This is a genomic window from Nitrosospira sp. Nsp14, assembly GCF_900113575.1.
Classification (GTDB): Bacteria; Pseudomonadota; Gammaproteobacteria; order Burkholderiales; family Nitrosomonadaceae; genus Nitrosospira.
In genome coordinates this window covers 182,219-198,928 of the sequence record NZ_FOPV01000002.1, presented here as the reverse complement: position 1 = coordinate 198,928, position 16,710 = coordinate 182,219, and the positions used below count along the sequence as shown (strand labels likewise).

Annotated in this window: 13 protein-coding genes; 5 read left to right on the top strand and 8 right to left on the bottom strand. The window is 56.1% G+C overall.

The annotated features are described in order from the left end of the window. Window positions 1-29: 29 nt before the first annotated feature. Window positions 30-1,244 (bottom strand): murein transglycosylase A, encoded by a 1,215-nt coding sequence (locus BM022_RS02270; RefSeq protein WP_091136492.1) that lies wholly within the window; start codon window positions 1,242-1,244, stop codon window positions 30-32. A gap of 498 nt (window positions 1,245-1,742) precedes the next feature. On the opposite strand from BM022_RS02270, the gene gdhA reads away from it, so the two are divergent. Beyond that, on the top strand, window positions 1,743-3,086 hold the full coding sequence (gene gdhA / locus BM022_RS02265; protein ID WP_091136490.1) for an NADP-specific glutamate dehydrogenase: 1,344 nt from the start codon (window positions 1,743-1,745) through the stop codon (window positions 3,084-3,086). Window positions 3,087-3,189: 103 nt separating this feature from the next. Here the strand turns inward: gdhA and BM022_RS02260 are convergent, their stop codons facing one another. Further along, window positions 3,190-4,554: an NAD-dependent succinate-semialdehyde dehydrogenase gene (locus BM022_RS02260; protein ID WP_091136488.1), complete on the bottom strand. Its 1,365-nt coding sequence runs from the start codon at window positions 4,552-4,554 to the stop codon at window positions 3,190-3,192. Between the two features lie 90 nt (window positions 4,555-4,644). On the opposite strand from BM022_RS02260, the gene BM022_RS02255 reads away from it, so the two are divergent. The 3 genes from BM022_RS02255 to BM022_RS02245 all read left to right on the top strand — a co-directional run bounded on the left by BM022_RS02255 (window position 4,645) and on the right by BM022_RS02245 (window position 8,958). After that, window positions 4,645-6,594: a lytic transglycosylase domain-containing protein gene (locus BM022_RS02255; protein ID WP_091136486.1), complete on the top strand. Its 1,950-nt coding sequence runs from the start codon at window positions 4,645-4,647 to the stop codon at window positions 6,592-6,594. Next, complete coding sequence (locus tag BM022_RS02250) at window positions 6,591-7,532, top strand: complex I NDUFA9 subunit family protein (RefSeq protein ID WP_091136484.1); 942 nt, start codon at window positions 6,591-6,593, stop codon at window positions 7,530-7,532. The genes BM022_RS02255 and BM022_RS02250 overlap by 4 nt, the downstream gene beginning before the upstream one ends. Window positions 7,533-7,704: 172 nt before the next feature. Continuing rightward, window positions 7,705-8,958, top strand: coding sequence for a multifunctional CCA addition/repair protein (locus tag BM022_RS02245; RefSeq protein ID WP_091136483.1), 1,254 nt, complete (start codon window positions 7,705-7,707; stop codon window positions 8,956-8,958). A 101-nt stretch (window positions 8,959-9,059) separates the two neighbouring features. Here BM022_RS02245 and msrA read toward each other — a convergent pair whose 3' ends face one another. The 6 genes from msrA to BM022_RS02215 all read right to left on the bottom strand — a co-directional run bounded on the left by msrA (window position 9,060) and on the right by BM022_RS02215 (window position 15,309). After that, window positions 9,060-9,536 (bottom strand): peptide-methionine (S)-S-oxide reductase MsrA, encoded by a 477-nt coding sequence (gene msrA / locus BM022_RS02240; protein WP_177191601.1) that lies wholly within the window; start codon window positions 9,534-9,536, stop codon window positions 9,060-9,062. 131 nt (window positions 9,537-9,667) lie between these two features. Beyond that, window positions 9,668-10,420 (bottom strand): SDR family oxidoreductase, encoded by a 753-nt coding sequence (locus tag BM022_RS02235; protein WP_091136480.1) that lies wholly within the window; start codon window positions 10,418-10,420, stop codon window positions 9,668-9,670. 80 nt (window positions 10,421-10,500) lie between these two features. After that, window positions 10,501-11,142, bottom strand: coding sequence for a thiol:disulfide interchange protein DsbA/DsbL (locus BM022_RS02230; RefSeq protein WP_091136479.1), 642 nt, complete (start codon window positions 11,140-11,142; stop codon window positions 10,501-10,503). Between the two features lie 329 nt (window positions 11,143-11,471). Beyond that, a complete protein-coding gene (locus BM022_RS02225) occupies window positions 11,472-12,068 on the bottom strand; it encodes an SPOR domain-containing protein (RefSeq protein WP_091136476.1) in 597 nt (198 codons plus the stop codon). A gap of 21 nt (window positions 12,069-12,089) precedes the next feature. Further along, window positions 12,090-13,835 carry an arginine--tRNA ligase gene (argS, locus tag BM022_RS02220; protein WP_091136474.1) on the bottom strand — a complete coding sequence of 582 codons (1,746 nt, stop codon included), beginning with the start codon at window positions 13,833-13,835 and terminating at the stop codon, window positions 12,090-12,092. A gap of 181 nt (window positions 13,836-14,016) precedes the next feature. Beyond that, window positions 14,017-15,309 carry a TIGR03790 family protein gene (locus BM022_RS02215; RefSeq protein ID WP_256208839.1) on the bottom strand — a complete coding sequence of 431 codons (1,293 nt, stop codon included), beginning with the start codon at window positions 15,307-15,309 and terminating at the stop codon, window positions 14,017-14,019. 147 nt (window positions 15,310-15,456) lie between these two features. Between BM022_RS02215 and BM022_RS02210 the strand changes: the two genes are divergently transcribed. After that, complete coding sequence (locus BM022_RS02210) at window positions 15,457-16,596, top strand: rhomboid family intramembrane serine protease (protein ID WP_091136472.1); 1,140 nt, start codon at window positions 15,457-15,459, stop codon at window positions 16,594-16,596. Window positions 16,597-16,710 lie beyond the last annotated feature (114 nt).

The window sequence follows — 16,710 nt, the reverse complement described above, 5'->3', positions numbered from 1 at the left end:
CCGCGACGTCACGCTCAACACGTTCACATTCAACAACAGCTCTTTTGCGCCACGGGCGTCTGCGGTAATTCGCCCGGCGATACATAACCGGCTGGCATCAATACCCACATCTTGCCCGGCTGTCTCATCTTCCCTGCTTGGTTCGCGGCTTCAGGGCCAAAGCCCCAGAAGAAATCAGCACGCACATTACCCTTGATGGCGCCGCCCGTATCCTGCGCCACCATTAAACGGTTAAGCCGCTTGTCGGTATTGGGCCAGGTGGTGGCAAGAAAAACGGGGGCGCCCTGGGGGACCGCGCGAGGATCGACAGCAAGGCTGCGACCAGGGGTGAGTGGTATGCCGAGCGATCCCAGGGGGCCTGACCCGTTGGCCGGCAACTCTCGAAAAAAGACAAAACTCGAGTTCTGATTCAGAAGATCGGCCAGTTTTCGTGGATTTTTTTGCGCCCAAGCCTTGATCCCCTGCATAGAAGCCTTTTCCAGAGACATCTCTCCGCGCTCTACCAGCAGTCTTCCAACGGATTTGTAGGGATGGCCATTCTGGTCGGAATAGCCTACGCGCACGACTTCACCATTTTCGAGCTCAACGCGACCCGAACCTTGAATCTGCAGGAAAAACAAGTCGATCTCGTCATCCACCCACAGCAACTCCTTCCCTTTCAGCTGTGCCCCATTGCTGTCTATCTCGGCGCGGCTGTAGTAAGGCACCACCTTTCGTCCCTGTAAACGTCCGCGCAATCGCAAGTTTTTCAGCTCCGGATACACTTCGCCCAAATCGATTACCAATAACTCGTCGGGGGTCGTGTATAACGGATACCGGAAACGCTTGGACTGCTTGCGGCTGCCCTTCAGCAAAGGCTCATAGTAGCCGGTGATCAGGCCTTCCCCGCCACCATCCGAGTTCAACACCTGATGCGGGACAAAGCGGCTCTCGATAAATTGCCTCAGGGCGACACTATCCGGCGCCTGCATGGATTCAGCCTCTATGCAGGTTCCCTGCCACAGCGGTTTGTTTTTCAGGACAGCACAACTACGGAGGAAAGCCTCCCACGCCGGCTGAATATCATCATCTGTCCAGCCGGTCAGTGAATTCCAGTCGGTTTGCTTGAGCACGATGGGCGGGACTGCTTCAGACGGCGCTGGCGAAACCGGTTCTGGTACTTTAGTCGTTCTCGTGGGGGCCGTAGTACAGCCGTCGAGCAACAACAGCGAGGCGAGAGCCAATAAAGCTAATTGGTTTTTCATCGCGTTTTTGGTTAAAGTGGCATCTTATAAATATACAGCAACCTTAAAAACATGTGGGTGATAATCCTCGAAGCGCTCGTGGCCTTGTCCTTGCTCATTCTCATAGTCTGGTGGACAAGACCATCAAGACCGCGCAAAAATGAAGACGAAAATAACAAAAATGATGCCGAGCCAAAGTAGCCGGTCCAGCATTTATTGCTTTTCGTCGCTTCGGATGGCCCACTTCGGATGGCCCCGCTTAGAGTGGTTATAAGGCAGGTGTAGGAGCGGCACCACGTTCCCCTATCCGACAGATCCTGTTTCGACTAACCGCGAGATTGTCCTCCGATGCGAATAGCTCACAATGCCCCGCTTTTATACGGCCGCGATTGCAAATCCAGGTTATGAAACGTGCCGCAACTTTTATGCAGGCTATCCTTATAAATACAGTGCGATGCGGCGAGTAATTTGGCAGAATACTCACCTTGGGGGAATGGTTTTGTTACAAAGGGGAATGGGATGAAGTATCAAAGCTTTGAAGAATTCTGCACTTATATTGCCGTACGCAATCCCGGGCAGCCTGAATATATGCAGGCGGTGGCCGAAGTGATGGAAAGCCTGTGGCCGTTCATCGCGCAGCATCCGAAGTATGCCGAGCATGGTCTTCTCGACCGCCTGACGGAGCCGGAGCGGGTAATCATTTTCAGGGTCGCGTGGGTAGACGACCGCGGCGAGGTGAATGTCAACCGTGGCTACCGGATCCAGCATAGCTCATCCATCGGTCCTTACAAGGGAGGCACCCGTTTTCATCCCTCAGTGAATCTCTCTATCCTGAAATTTCTTGCATTCGAGCAGACTTTCAAGAATGCGCTTACCACGCTACCCATGGGCGGCGGCAAGGGCGGCTCGGATTTCGATCCCAAGGGGCGAAGTCAGGGCGAAGTGATGCGTTTCTGTCAGGCTTATATGAGTGAGTTGTTCCGTCATATCGGGTCGGATGTCGATGTGCCCGCCGGGGATATTGGCGTCGGCGGCCGCGAAGTGGGATTCATGGCTGGCATGATGAAAAAGTTGTCCAACCGCGCGGACTGTGTTTTTACCGGAAAGGGGCTCAGCTTCGGCGGCTCGCTGATCCGCCCGGAAGCGACCGGGTACGGCACGGTTTATTTCGCCGAGGAAATGCTCAAACAATCCGGCCGCTCCCTCGACGGGTTAAGGGTTTCGGTCTCGGGTTCGGGGAACGTGGCGCAATACGCGGTGGAGAAAGCCATGGCCCTCGGCGCTAAAGTGGTCACCGTCTCGGATTCCAGCGGTACGGTCCTGGATGAGGAAGGCTTCACACCTGAAAAACTGTCTGAGTTGATGGAAGTAAAGAATCGCCTTTATGCCCGAATAAGCGTCTATGCCGAACGGGTCAAGGCCAAATTCTTGCCCGACATTCGGCCCTGGCATGTGCCGGTGGATGTCGCTCTGCCGTGCGCGACGCAGAATGAACTGAACGAAGAGGATGCTGCCACCCTGGTTAAAAACGGGATAATCTGCGTCGCAGAAGGCGCTAACATGCCGTCCACTGCAGAGGCCGTGAAATGCTTTGAACGTGGCGGCATTCTATTTGCGCCCGGCAAAGCCAGCAACGCGGGCGGCGTAGCCACCTCCGGTCTGGAAATGAGCCAGAACGCCATGCGGCTTTCATGGCCCAGGGAAGAGGTGGACGCGCGCTTGCTCGAAATCATGCAGGCTATCCATCAGTCCTGCCTTCGGTACGGCCGTCGCGGTGACGGCACCGTCAGTTATGTCAACGGCGCCAATGTCGCTGGCTTCGTGAAGGTCGCAGACGCGATGATCGGCCAGGGTGTGATCTGACGGGATTTAATCGTTGCGGCTCATTCCTTTCGCTGTTCCGGAAGAATCGGCGCGGCATCCACGCTAATACTCCGGCCCCTTCACCAGGCATAGGCCGCGACAATCAGCGTATCCAGACCGTCTTGATGTTAACGAACTCTCGCATGCCGTGATACGACAACTCGCGGCCGAAGCCGGAAGACTTTATACCGCCAAACGGGAGCCGCGGATCGGACCGAACCATACCGTTGATGAAACTGCAGCCGGCCTGAACCTGGCGCGCGACTTCTTCCGCATGTTCGGAGTTTCTGCTCCAGATGCTCGAACCAAGCCCAAAACGAGTATCGTTGGCAATATGGATCGCCTCCTCCTCATTCGCGGCGGGGATTACAGCAGCCACGGGGCCGAATAATTCCTCATTATAAGCCCGGGTTTTGGCTGTGACCCGGTAGAGTATCGATGGCGGATAAAACGCACCGGCGCCGGGAACAGGTTTGCACCCTAGAACCGGCTCCGCGCCCTGTGCAATCGAATCGACAACTTGTTGTTGCAAGTCTTCCCGTAGATCCAGTCTTGCCATTGGACCGAGCTGAGTTGTTTCGCTCATCGGGTCCCCCATCTTTAAATCTGCCGCTTTCTTTGTGAACAGCGTCAAAAATTCATCCGCTATTTCCACCACCGGAATGATGCGCTTGGCAGCGATGCAGGATTGACCGCAGTTCTGGAAGCGCGACCTTACTGCAAAGCTGGCCGCAAGGTCGAGATCGGCATCTTTTAAAATAATAAATGCATCCGATCCGCCAAGTTCCAATACGCATTTCTTCAAATGTTGACCGGCATGGGAAGCGACTTTACGCCCGGCTGCCTCTGAGCCGGTCAGTGTTACACCATGCACAAAGGGGCTGGCAATCGCACTCGCCACCTCCGCGGTTTCGATCATGAGGGTGGTAAAAAGATGGGAAGGAAAACCTGCGTCAAGGAACAGCTGCTCCAGCGCCTGAGCGCATTGCGGCACGTTGGACGCATGTTTTAAAACACAGGCGTTGCCCGCCATGAGACCCGGGGCGGCGAAGCGAATGACCTGAAAAAAAGGAAAATTCCAAGGCATGATGCCCAGCACGACACCGAGCGGCTCATAGGAAACGTAGCTTTTGCCAGCGTCAGTTTGCACCGGTTCGAGCTGCATGAAGTGCTCCGCGTGCACAGCATAATAATCACATGCCAACGAGCACTTCTCCACCTCAGCGCGCCCTTCGCGCACTGGCTTCCCCATTTCCATTGCCATCAGCGCGGCGTATTCGTTGACCCGCTCGTGCAATAGCATGGCGACGCGGTTCATGCGCTCCGCGCGTTCTGGAAATTTTGTTCCCGCCCAGGTCCGCTGGGCGTCGCTAGCCTGTTCCAGCGCCGACGTGAGGCGCTGGCTGTCCCAGCTGGTGAAAGTCTTCAGCGTTTCATTAGTAGCGGGGTTTAAGCTGGTGTACGGCATGATGTGCTATTCTTTAACGGACGTGTCAAGTTGAAGGAATCCAAGCGGAACGGTTGAGTCTTCACTTCAGATATATAGATATAGCAGGTTATGAAAAAGTTGTTTGCAGGTTTGTGTTTAGCAATGTGCGCCGGAACGCTGGCAGCTGGGCAGGATGACGACTTTCTGGCCATGCGCCAGGCGTTTTCGACGGGGGATGCTACCCGCGTCGCGGCATATGCTCAGCGCTTGAAAGGGCATGTACTTGAGCCCTATGCCGCTTATTACCAGCTCCGTCCGCAGCTTGAGTTTGCACTGGTGAACCCTCAAACGATCCAGACGTTTTTGGAACGCTACAAGGACAGTCCCCTCAGTGACCGGTTGAAAACCGAATGGCTGAAAACGCTGGGCAAGACCGAGCAATGGACATCGTTTGCAGAAGTGTATCCGGGCTTGACCAACCCCGATGTGGAACTCATCTGCTACTCATTGCAACAGCGCCTCTCTGCCTCGGATGTAAGCGCGCAGACCGAGGGGCGCCAGCTGTGGTTTAACCCGCGCGACCTGCCGGAGAGCTGCACGCCCGTGTTCGAGACGCTGGTCGACAATGGCGTGTTGACGGAAGATGATATTTGGGCGCGGCTGAGACTCGCGCTCGAAGTGGGCAACGTTAGCGTAGCCAAGCGCATCAATTTGTATCTTCCCGATGACGAGGCGCTCAATGAGCGCAAGCTCGCGGCTGCGACAGACAATCCTTTGCGCTACCTCGAAACACACCGCAAGGAGCTGAAGACCCGCGCCGATCGGGAGATCGCAATTTTCGCGCTGCTGCGGTTGACCCGCAGCGGCCCCGATCAGGCTTATGCCTATTGGCCGAGAATACGGGAGCAGTTCAATGACGCGGAACATGCCTATTTCATGGCGCACCTCGCAGACCAGGCCTCCCGACGACTGAATCCCAGTGCGTTAAGCTGGTTCATGGAGGCGGCGGGCAGCAGCACACCCGTTGCACTATCGGACGCCCAGCTCGGCTGGAAAACCCGCGCGGCCCTGCGTGCCGGCGACTGGGACTTGGTGCTGGACACCATTGAAGCCATGTCTGCTCAGGAACAGCAGCTCGGGGTGTGGCGCTACTGGAAATCGCGCGCCTTAAGGGTGCAAGGCAGGACCGCGGAGGCAAACGTGATCCTTGCCCCTTTAAGCAAGGAGCATAATTTCTACGGCCAGCTCGCGGAAGAGGATTTGGGCGTATCCATCAGCGTCCCCGCAGAGTCACATAAAGCCACGCGCCAGGAGATTGCCGGGATCGAGCGCCTACCCGGCATCCGCCGCGCACTTACCTTGTATCGCCTGAACTTGCGAACCGAGGCCGCACGCGAATGGGCCTGGGCAATACGCGATTTCGATGACCATCGCCTGCTGGCAGCGGCTGAAGTCGCACGACGGAACGGAATTTACGATCGCGCCATTTACACCGCGGACAGGACCGTGCAGCACCATGATTTCAGCCTGCGTTTTCTTGCTCCTCACCGTGACAAGATGCGCGATGTCTTGAAACAGCAGGAACTCGACGAAGCCTGGGTTTACGGCCTCATCCGTCAGGAAAGCCGTTTCGTTAGCGATGCACGTTCAAGCGCGGGGGCGATGGGATTGATGCAATTGATGCCTGCCACGGCAAAATGGGCTTCAAAAAAAGTAGGAATACGAAAATTTCAGCCTGCGCGCGTCACCGACGTCAACACCAACCTGATGTTGGGTACCTATTACCTCAAGCATGTTCTGACCCTCTCCGGCGACCAGCCACTGCTCGCGTCCGCGGCCTATAACGCCGGCCCCAGCCGAGCATGGCAATGGCGGGATGAAAAACCGCTCGAGGGAGCCATCTACGCCGAAACCATACCGTTCAATGAAACCCGTGACTATGTAAAAAAAGTTATGAGCAACTCAATGTATTACGCCCGGACTTTAGGCCATCAGGTAACCGCTCTAAAGAACCGTCTTGGCATCGTGGCGTCCCGTTCCGGTGTTGAAAAGCTCCCCGAGAATGAAAATAAACCATGATTATCAATAATGTGTGCATTTTCGGCGGGAGCGGGTTCATCGGCCGCCACCTCGCCAACCTTCTAACCGACCAGGAAATCCAGTTGCGTGTTCCCACCCGCAATTATGAGCGGGCCAAGGAAGTCCTGGTGATCCCCACCGTGGATTTGGTGGAGGTCACCGATTATGACGATGACCAACTCGACCAGCTTCTAATGGGTATGGATGCGGTCATTAACCTGATAGGTGTTCTCCATGGCGATTTTCACCAGGCGCATGTGGAGATGCCGCAGAAAATCGTGGCTGCGTGCGTGCGAAACGGCATCGGGCGGATACTGCACATGAGCGCCCTTCATGCCGGCCTCGACCAACCCAGCGCCTACCTCCGCTCGAAAGCCGAGGGCGAACGGATTGTAATGACATCCGGTTTAGCTGCCACGAGTTTCAGGCCGTCGGTAACATTCGGGCCAGGGGATTCTTCAATTAACCTGTTTGCCAGGCTGGGTCGGCTGCCGGTATTGCCTCTGGCGTTACCCGAGGCGAAATTCCAGCCGATCTATGTCGAGAATGTGGTTCAAGCGTTTATGTTGAGTCTTGATGACCCGAAGACTTTTGGTCAGAGCTACGATTTATGCGGTCCCAGATGCTACAGCCTAAGGGAATTGGTCGAATATTCCGCGCACGTCACCGGACATGACCCGGCAATTATTGGACTCAGTGACGGACTCTCCCATCTCGAAGCGGCGGTAATGGAAATCCTGCCGGGCAAACTCATGAGTGTGGACAATTACTATTCCATGAAAATCGACAACGTATGTGATTGCACCAAGCCCAGCAATTTGGCGGAGGTATGGGACATCCAGCCGACCTCGCTGGAGGAAGTGGCGCCGCTCTATCTGGCTCATCAAAACCCCCGTGAACGGCTCGATCATCTCCGACATTGGTCAGCCGGGCGATAGCGGGTAGGTAAAAAATCACTCCGTGTATTTCCCTGATACGAGGTTTTCAAATAGGCACTGGCCAGCTGAAGGGGCAGAAGAAATTTAGCGCGCCACATTCCCCTTTGATGCCAAGTATAAATTTCTTGAGTAACGATATTGCAACGAATTCAGATTCGATAGGCGTCTCATCATGAAAACATACCTTGTCGGCGGCTCGGTACGTGACGAGATTTTGGGCCTGCCGGTAACTGATCACGATTATGTCGTGGTCGGTTCTTCACCAGAAGAAATGGTGCGGCTCGGCTATCGCGCAGTGGGAAAGGATTTCCCGGTTTTTCTCCATCCGATAACCCAGGAGCAGTATGCGCTTGCGCGCACCGAGCGCAAGATTTCTCGCGGGTACAAGGGTTTTGAGGTTTACGCATCGCCCGATGTGACGTTGCAGGAGGATTTGGCGCGACGCGATCTGACGATCAACGCCCTTGCCAAGGATCAGGATGGGAATATCATCGATCCTTTTGGGGGAGTCGCCGATCTCGAAGCCGGATTGTTGCGCCATATCAGTCCGGCTTTTACGGAAGACCCGGTGCGGGTACTGCGGACGGCCCGTTTTGCCGCTCGCTTCGGTTTCCGCATTGCTCCCGAAACGCTCGCGCTGATGAGCGAGATGGTACACAACGGCGAGGTCGATGCGCTGGTGCCGGAGAGGGTTTGGCAGGAGTTCGCCCGAGGATTGATGGAACACCGGCCTTCGCGCATGTTCTACGCGCTGCGCGAGTGCAGTGCTCTAACTCGTATCATGCCCGAGGTGGATGCGCTTTTCGGTGTCCCTCAGCCGCCGCAATACCATCCGGAAATCGACACTGGGGTGCATGTCATGATGGTCATCGATTACGCCGCATCGAAAAATTATTCCCTGCCGGTGCGATTTGCTTCGCTTACCCACGACCTTGGCAAAAGCACCACGCCACCGGCTGAGTGGCCACGCCATATTGGCCACGAAGCCCGTAGTGTAAAACTGGTGGCGGGTTTATGCGAGCGTATCCGCGTGCCTAACGATGCGCGCGACTTGGCGCTGATGGTGGCGCGATACCATGGGGACGTGCATCGCGCAGGGGAACTGCGCCCGGCCACGATTGCCGACATGCTGCAACGGGTGGACGCCTATCGCAAGCCCGAACGCTTCAACGAGTTCCTGCAAGCCTGCTCATGCGATTTTCATGGCCGCCCCGGCTACCCCGACCGGCCATATCCTCAACCGGAGCGGCTGCTGCAGGCATTCGAGGCGGCCAAACGGGTTGACGCGGGCGCAATTGCGGCTGATCTCAATAGAACAATCTCCGACCCCACCCGGCTGCCGGCGGCGATCAACGCGAAGCTAAGCGAAACGCGGATCGCCGAAATCCGCAACCGGCTGGCCTCGGCGCTGCCTGAAAGGCTGTGATTTTATAGCTTCTGGCTGTTGCTTCTGACGACTTCTGGCCGATGCAATAAGACGCAAACGATCGTTCGTCTTCAAGTCCGATGCGGCGGGCCTGTGCCCATTTAATTGCGACAGTGTCCGGAAATACCGCGCTTTTCGAAATAGCGTTGGTGGTACTCCTCGGCGGGGTAAAACTCGCTGGCAGCCAAGATTTCGGTGACAATCGGACCGCGCCAACGTCCGAGTTGCTCCTGCTTCTGTCTGGAAGCTCGCGCCGCGGCTTCCTGCTCGGGCGTATAAAAAAATATTGCCGAGCGATACTGCGAGCCAATATCCGGCCCCTGACGGTTGAGCGTGGTTGGATTATGGCAATTCCAGAATACGTCGAGTAATGCATCGTAGCTGACCCGCAACGGATCGTATTCGACTTGCACCACTTCCGCGTGCCCCGTTTGGCCGGTGCAGACATCATGATAAGTCGGGTTTTTCGTGTGTCCCCCAGAATAGCCGCATATCGCCTCGCGGACGCCCTCGACGGCACGAAAGGCAGCCTCCACGCCCCAGAAACAACCGGCTCCGAAAATGGCTTTTTCAATCATTGGTAACACTCCCTGTAACAAGCGCATGTTTCGTACGTTTTACCGTACCTTCGACCTACTTTCAACAGCGGCACGTTGCATGGCCGTGTATGCCAAACTCAAAACGAATCGAGCATCGACCGGCTTCGCTGTCATCGCGGCTTGCGCGGCGCATTGGCGAACATGCGGTCATAAAGAAAGTTGGGTAGCAGGTTCAGGACTCGCGCCACCATTGCCATCTGCCAGGGGATGATGGCAAACAAGGTCTTGTTCTCAATGACGCGCGCAATTCTTGCCGCCACAACTTCCGCCGTCAGGATAAAAGGCATGCGGTAGGGGTTATTTGCCGTCATTGGGGTGACGATATAGCCAGGGCAAATGGTAATGACCGACAATCCGCTTCCGTGCATCTCTACACGCAGGCTCTCAAGATATTTGATAGCGGCCGCTTTGGAAGCCGAGTAAGCTCCGCCGCCCGGCAGGCCGCGATACCCCGCGACGCTCGCAATGCCCACCAGGCTGCCGCGTCCAGTTGACTGCATCGAGGCCATAAAGGGCTGAAAGAGGTTGACCATACCCAGGACATTCGTGGCGAGGATGTCCTCGAACACTTCGTTATCCTCGGCATAGGCCGTCAACGTCCCCCGGCTGATACCGGCATTGGCGATGACGATGTCGGGACAACCGTAGCGATGCGTGAAATCCTGCGCCGCCGCCTGCATTGCCCCCGCATCCCGCACATCAGCCCCATAAACCGAAGTACATGGTAATTCCTCGGCCAGTACCTCAAGCAGGTCACGCCGCCTCGCGATCAGCCCGAGCGTCGCGCCCATTTCCGCGTAATGTTGCGCTAGGGCGCGCCCCAACCCGCTGGATGCGCCGCTAATGATGACCTTCAGTAGCACTTCGAATTATCGAGCCGGTTCTTACGAAAAGTTACGGTCCGGCTGGAAAAACTGCTCACCCGATCCAGCATTGGCACCTTCTATTTCTTCCTTGTTTTTCGCACTTTTTCGATTAATTCTTCCATTGTCCGAATGGTGTCATCGGGCGTGCTGCCCATCCTGCCACTAGTAACGTACTTGCCATCGACCACCACGGCCGGAACCCCCGACAACCCATAGTCCTTGGACATGCCGGTGGTTCGCGTTACCTGGTTCTGAACGGCGAAGGAATTGTAGGCATCGATGAACTTCTGCCGGTCCACCCCTTGTTTGGCAATCCAGTCGAACAGTACTTCGTCCTTGGTCAGATCAATCTTGTCGCGATGGATAGCGTCGTAGACGTTGTCATGCAGTTTATCTCTCACGCCAAGCGCTTCCAACGCGTAAAAAGTTTTAGCGCCGGGAATCCAGTTAGCACGAAAGACAGCGGGAACATAACGAAAGCTTACGTCGTTTGGCATCCGTTTAAGCCAGGCCTTTATGCGCGGATGAAGTTCGTAGCAGTGCGGGCAGCCGTACCAGAAGAATTCGATAACTTCAATGCTCTTTTCGTCCGCCGGCTGAGGATGAGACAGGACCGTGTAATCCCTCCCTTCGGCTATCTCGGCGCGAGCGCTGGAAATACCGGCTGCGCTCATGCCCGTCAGTAAGAGGATTGTCGCCAGAGCCCGCAATAAATTCATCGTTTTTCTCCTTGAAATAGGCAGGAACAAGAACACGAAAATCGAAGCCCCCACCACGAGGGTAGGCTGCGTAAAAAAGACGAAAACCCCAATCCAGATGCTGCGTCTCCCTTCCATGGAAGCCCGCCGCGAAGCCTACCCGGAGGTGATCCAGGAACCCGCAAGCGGGGTGGAATAAGCCGAGGCACACCGTAATGGGGTCGCGGGTATTGTCCTGAAGCTCTTCGCTGGCTGATGATCGTGGGCATTCTACCAGCGACGCGGTTCGCGGCGCATGGATTCAGAGATTTCTCAACGCCGGGGTTCGCCGGCAACATTGCATGATCCTTTTACCGCACCGCGTCGTTAACCTTGATAATACTGCTCTGAACACCATTTTGGTGCAGTGAGGCACGCACCTCGTTCATTGCCGCGACGCTGGAAAAGGGTCCCACACGCACGCGGTGCCACAACCCTTTCCCCGGCAGGTCGGCGGCTTGAACGGTTGCTTCGATCCCTATCATCGCAAGCTTCGCTTTCAGATTGTCCGCATCCTCAGCCTTCTGGAACGATCCTGCCTGAAGAAAATACTTATCCTGGACCGAGGGCCGTTGAGCCGCTTGCTTGAGTTGTTGATCTGTTACCGGTTCTTCGCTGCCGGGCAGAATTTTGTAGAATTCAAAACGCGGCTTCCCATCCGGGGCCTTGACGCCATTATCGTCACTGCCCCCGGCCTTCTTTTCGGTCTGGTTCATGGCGCCCAGGGGTTCGGTGCTGCGCGACCTTTCCTGGGAAATAAATGGACTGGGTCCCTTGTTGATGTACATCCATGTGCCGATCGCGCTGAGCAGGCCCAAGGCATAGCCGATAAACAACCCCAGGAGAAGCGCATTCTTATCTTTGCCGAAAACCGAAGAGTTTGGGCGCGTTTTATAATCGCGGCTCATAAAAAGTCAATCATGGGCATCCTACATTTTCGCGGGTGCGCTTACACCCAGCAGCTTTAACCCGTTGCTCAACACTTGCCGTATCGCGGCAACCAGCCCCAACCGGGCGAGCCGGAGCGGGATATCCGGGACGAGGAACCGTGTTGCATTATAGTAACTGTGAAACTCGCCTGCCAGTTCCCTGAGATAGAAAGCGATCAGATGAGGGGAAAGTTCTCGGGCTGCCGCTTCCACCAATTCCGGATAATCGATCAGCTTTTGCAGCAGCGATAGCTCCACTGCATTTGTTAGCGGGGACATATCCGCCGCGACCAGTACGGAGGAGTCTTCACCCCACTGCTCCAGCACGCTGCAAACTCTGGCGTGGGCGTATTGCACGTAATACACCGGGTTATCGTTGCTTTGCGACTTGGCCAAGTCGAGATCGAAGTCCAGATGCTGGTCACTTTTACGCAATACATAAAAAAATCGCGCCGCATCGTTGCCCACTTCCTGGCGCAACTCACGCAAGGTCACAAACTCTCCGGCCCGCGTGGACATCGGCGCTTTTTTTCCGTCGCGGTAGAGCACCGCGAATTGCACCAGGGCTATTTCGAGCTTTGCCGGATCGAGCGCCAGTGCCCGCAACGCGCCTTTTACGCGGGGAATGTAGCCGTGATGATCTGCCCCCCAAACGTCGATAACGCATTCGAAGCCGCGCTGAAACTTGTTGATATGGTACGCAATATCGGAAGCGAAATATGTGAACTGTCCGTTTTCACGCTGTACCACCCGATCTTTTTCATCGCCAAAATCGGTAGAACGGAACCACTTCGCGCCGTCCTGCTGGTACAGGTAACTTCCTTGTTCGAGCAGTTGAACAGCAGAAGCAACCGCGCCGCTATCGAACAAGGATTGCTCCGAAAACCAAGTGTCGAAGACTACACCGAATTCCATCAGATCGTTCCGACAGTCGCCTAACTGCTCGGTCAGAACGAAACTGTGTATGTACGCGTAGTCCTGTCCCAGCAGCTTTTTTGCGTTGGCAATCAAGCCGTCGAGCACTGCTTCGGCATCATTCTCTTGCAGCGGCGCACCTTCAAACACCAAATCCGGCTCATGCACATATCGACCGGCGTGCGCCTTGTGAATCAACCGCGCCATATCGCGCACGTATTCGCCCTGGTAAGCATTGCCGGGAAAGCGTATGGCAATCCCATTCAGCTCCAGGTAACGCAGCCAGGTGGAGAGCGCCAGAATATCCATCTGCCGCCCTGCATCGTTGACATAGTACTCGCGAGTGACGGTGTACCCCCCGGCCGCGAGCACATTGGCAAGGCTGGCGCCAAACGCCGCGCCGCGTCCATGCCCTACGTGCAGTGGGCCGGTAGGGTTGGCCGACACGAATTCCACCTGTATTTTTTTCCCAGCACCGACATCGACATGACCAAACGTCGCACCGCCTTTCAGCACGTATTGCGGGAACTGCTGTTTAACCGAAGTGGTAAGAAACAGATTGATAAAACCCGCGCCCGCGATTTCGACTTTTTCCAGGTAAGGCGACGCCAACAGCGCGTCCGCAAGAGAGGCGGCGATATCCCGCGGGCTGCGGCGCAGCGGCTTGGCGAGCTGCATCGCCAGATTGCAGGAATAATCGCCGTGGCTCGCCTGCTTTGGGCGTGAGAATTCTATGTCGACATCGAGGCCGGACGGCGTCATATCGCTCAAGACAGGGCGCAGAATTTCGGCAAAGTGGGATTTGAAGTTGGGCTGGATGGATGAATTCATGGCTGCGTGTTGTGGCGGCGCTCATATTTTATGCACCCGTTATTATAACGGCATCGGAATGTATTAAGCTGGGTTTGATCACAGGCGCCATCTCAATCATGAACAAAACGGGTAAAAGCAAACGACCCGCGAGGTGTGGAGTTGCGGCGTAATCACACGATCGCCGATTCTGAACGCTCCGTTACCAGCGCAGCCGGAGATAGCCTTCTGGATCGGAAAACTTGAAACGCACGCGGTTGGCGCCACGGCGTATCTTTGTTTGCTGCGCAACCGGCTGGAATGGTCCGGCAGCGGACTGGGATCGCTCGATGCGGAGCCGGGTTTCACGCGGCGAAAAAATCTGGAGCTCGAACTGGCCGGGACGAACCTCCTTGAGATCAGGCGCAAATGGCTGGGATAGCGGCTCGCCCACGAACACGCCCTCGCCCGGCCAAGCAACGCTTTTCCAGTAAGCTTCGATTGCGGTTGCGCCGAGTGCGTAGTGAAACATGGCAATGCCGGGAAACGGAAATTTTTGCAGATGATTGCAAGGTTCCACCACCGTGCCGTAGCTTGCCGTAGCCCCCGCTTCCAGCCAGCGTAGACTACTCATCTGGCCCAGACCCGTCAGTTGCCCGCCAGTGGAAGTCAGATGATCCGCCAGCGCTCCCGGTAGGAACCCCAGCGTATCGAGTTGCGGCACATGGATCCTGCCGGTGAAGTAGAAGAGAATATCACGACGGTTTGCAATGGCTTCACTCTCGATAATTTCGACCGGAAAAACACGGTCCAATTCTTTTGCGGCAAGTTCGAAATTGACCGCGCGGACGCTACGCGCCTTGTCGGCGGTAACGACCAGGTAAGCACGCCCCGGTGGAAAACTGTGGTCGGCAGCAACGCCGCGGTCAATGAGTGATTTGACCTGTTGGAAGTCAACACCGGCGAGCATCATGGAGGGCCGCAGTTTATGATCGCTGGCGGGGTGCTGGCTGGGAGAATTGAAATAAGGGCTGGGTTGCGTCGGGCCGCAACTGGATGAGCAGTAACGTTCATCAAAACCAAAAGCCAGCGCCGAGGTCAGAGACATGCAATCCACCCGGTAGGGAGTGGTCCACGCCACAGCGTAGGCCTGAATGTGGGCAGGCGCCGCGTGGTCGATCTCGGCCTTTAATTGCTGGAACTCGTCTCTGGAAAGCGTGTCCCGCCCGACGGGAAACCGCAGGTGGATCATGTTTTCCGACGGAATACCGCGCGCCTTCTGATAATAGTCCGCGATTTGCCGTGATAGCGGATCGCTATCGTTGACGATGACCCCGAGATCATCCGGCGTCAACCCGGTGCGGGGTAATTGAATGCGCCCTTGCGCATGGAGAGACAAGGGCGCGAACATCAGGACAAGCAGCAGTGCGATGGCCAACGGTGCTATACAACCCGCGGAAATCGAGTTTCTGCAACCAAATCCGCACCGTGCCATCTGATCATATAGAACGGCCATCCGCTGATATTGCGCCAGCCTGATGGCATCCGTCAACCGATGCCCGGACTGGAATAGAGAGGTGTTCCCGTTCCATTTAGCTTAGCCAGGCTTTGTCGTAATGCAGCATAATGCTTCCCGGACAACGTGTCCACGGTCCACCATCCCATGCTCTCTCTCCAAGATCTTCTTTCCCGGCAGGCGCGTGGCATACCCGTAACCAAGCTGCTCGTAGCCATCAACCTGATTGTCTTCGTGGCCATGCTTGCCGGCGGCGCGGGTTTATGGCACTCATCGAACAGTGTGCAATTGGCTTGGGGGGCGAACTTTGGCCCGGCTACGCAGGATGGAGAATGGTGGCGCCTGGGTACGGCCATGTTTCTTCATTTTGGCATTATTCATCTCGGGCTTAATCTTTGGGCGCTTTGGGATGGAGGCCAGCTGGTCGAGCGGATGTATGGGCCTGTTCGCTTCACTGCCATCTATTTTGCCAGCGGGCTGACAGGCAATCTTTTGTCGCTGGTAGCAAATAAAGGATTAGCCATATCCGGCGGCGCGTCCGGGGCGATTTTCGGCATTTATGGTGCCCTGCTGGTATTCCTCTGGCGGGAGCGCCGTAACCTGCATCCTCGTGATTTTCGATGGTTTTTCTGGGGGGCGGCAGGTTTCGCAACCGTCAGTCTTGTCCTTGGCTTTGTGATCACCGGCATCGACAACGCCGCGCATATTGGCGGCTTCCTGGCTGGCGCGCTTGGTGGGGTAGTGTTTACGCCTGCCGCCGAGTCAAGAGGTCGTGTATCTTATCGCAACCGTATGACCGCAGGGGGTGCTTTTGCAATTGGAATTGCTGTTCTGATCAGTCACATCCCCGCCCCTGCTTACCGATGGAGCGAAGAATTGCTCACCCGCAAGGAAATCAGAGAATTCCTCCGCGATGACCTTGCAATCAGCCGGGCTTGGCAGAAGATACTCGATGAGGGCAAGGGCGGGAATATTTCCTTCGAGGAACTGGCGGGACGGATCGACGCCGCTGTGAGCGATCCTTATGAAGAAAGTTTTGAGCAGCTTTCGCAGCTTCCGGCAAATCCAGCCCTTCCTTCGGCAGCGATGGCGGAAAAGCTGCGCCATTATGCTGAACACCGGTTGGATGCATCTCGAACCCTGGCCGAAGGCTTGCGCGCCCGCAACCCGGAGCAGATTCGCGAAGCTTTGGAAATGGCACGAGAAGCACCGGGCTCGAATCCGCCGGACACCAATGAACACCGCAGCGGCGGCGACATGGATATGCGAGACATGGGCAAGCATTAAGAGCGCCGCGCGTACGGAAGTTCCATTCACGGGCCACAACTCCCCGGAGGGGTAGATTACAGGCTGAATTGGCTCAAATGAAGTCGGGAATTACGCGGCCGAGGCGCCGCCTCG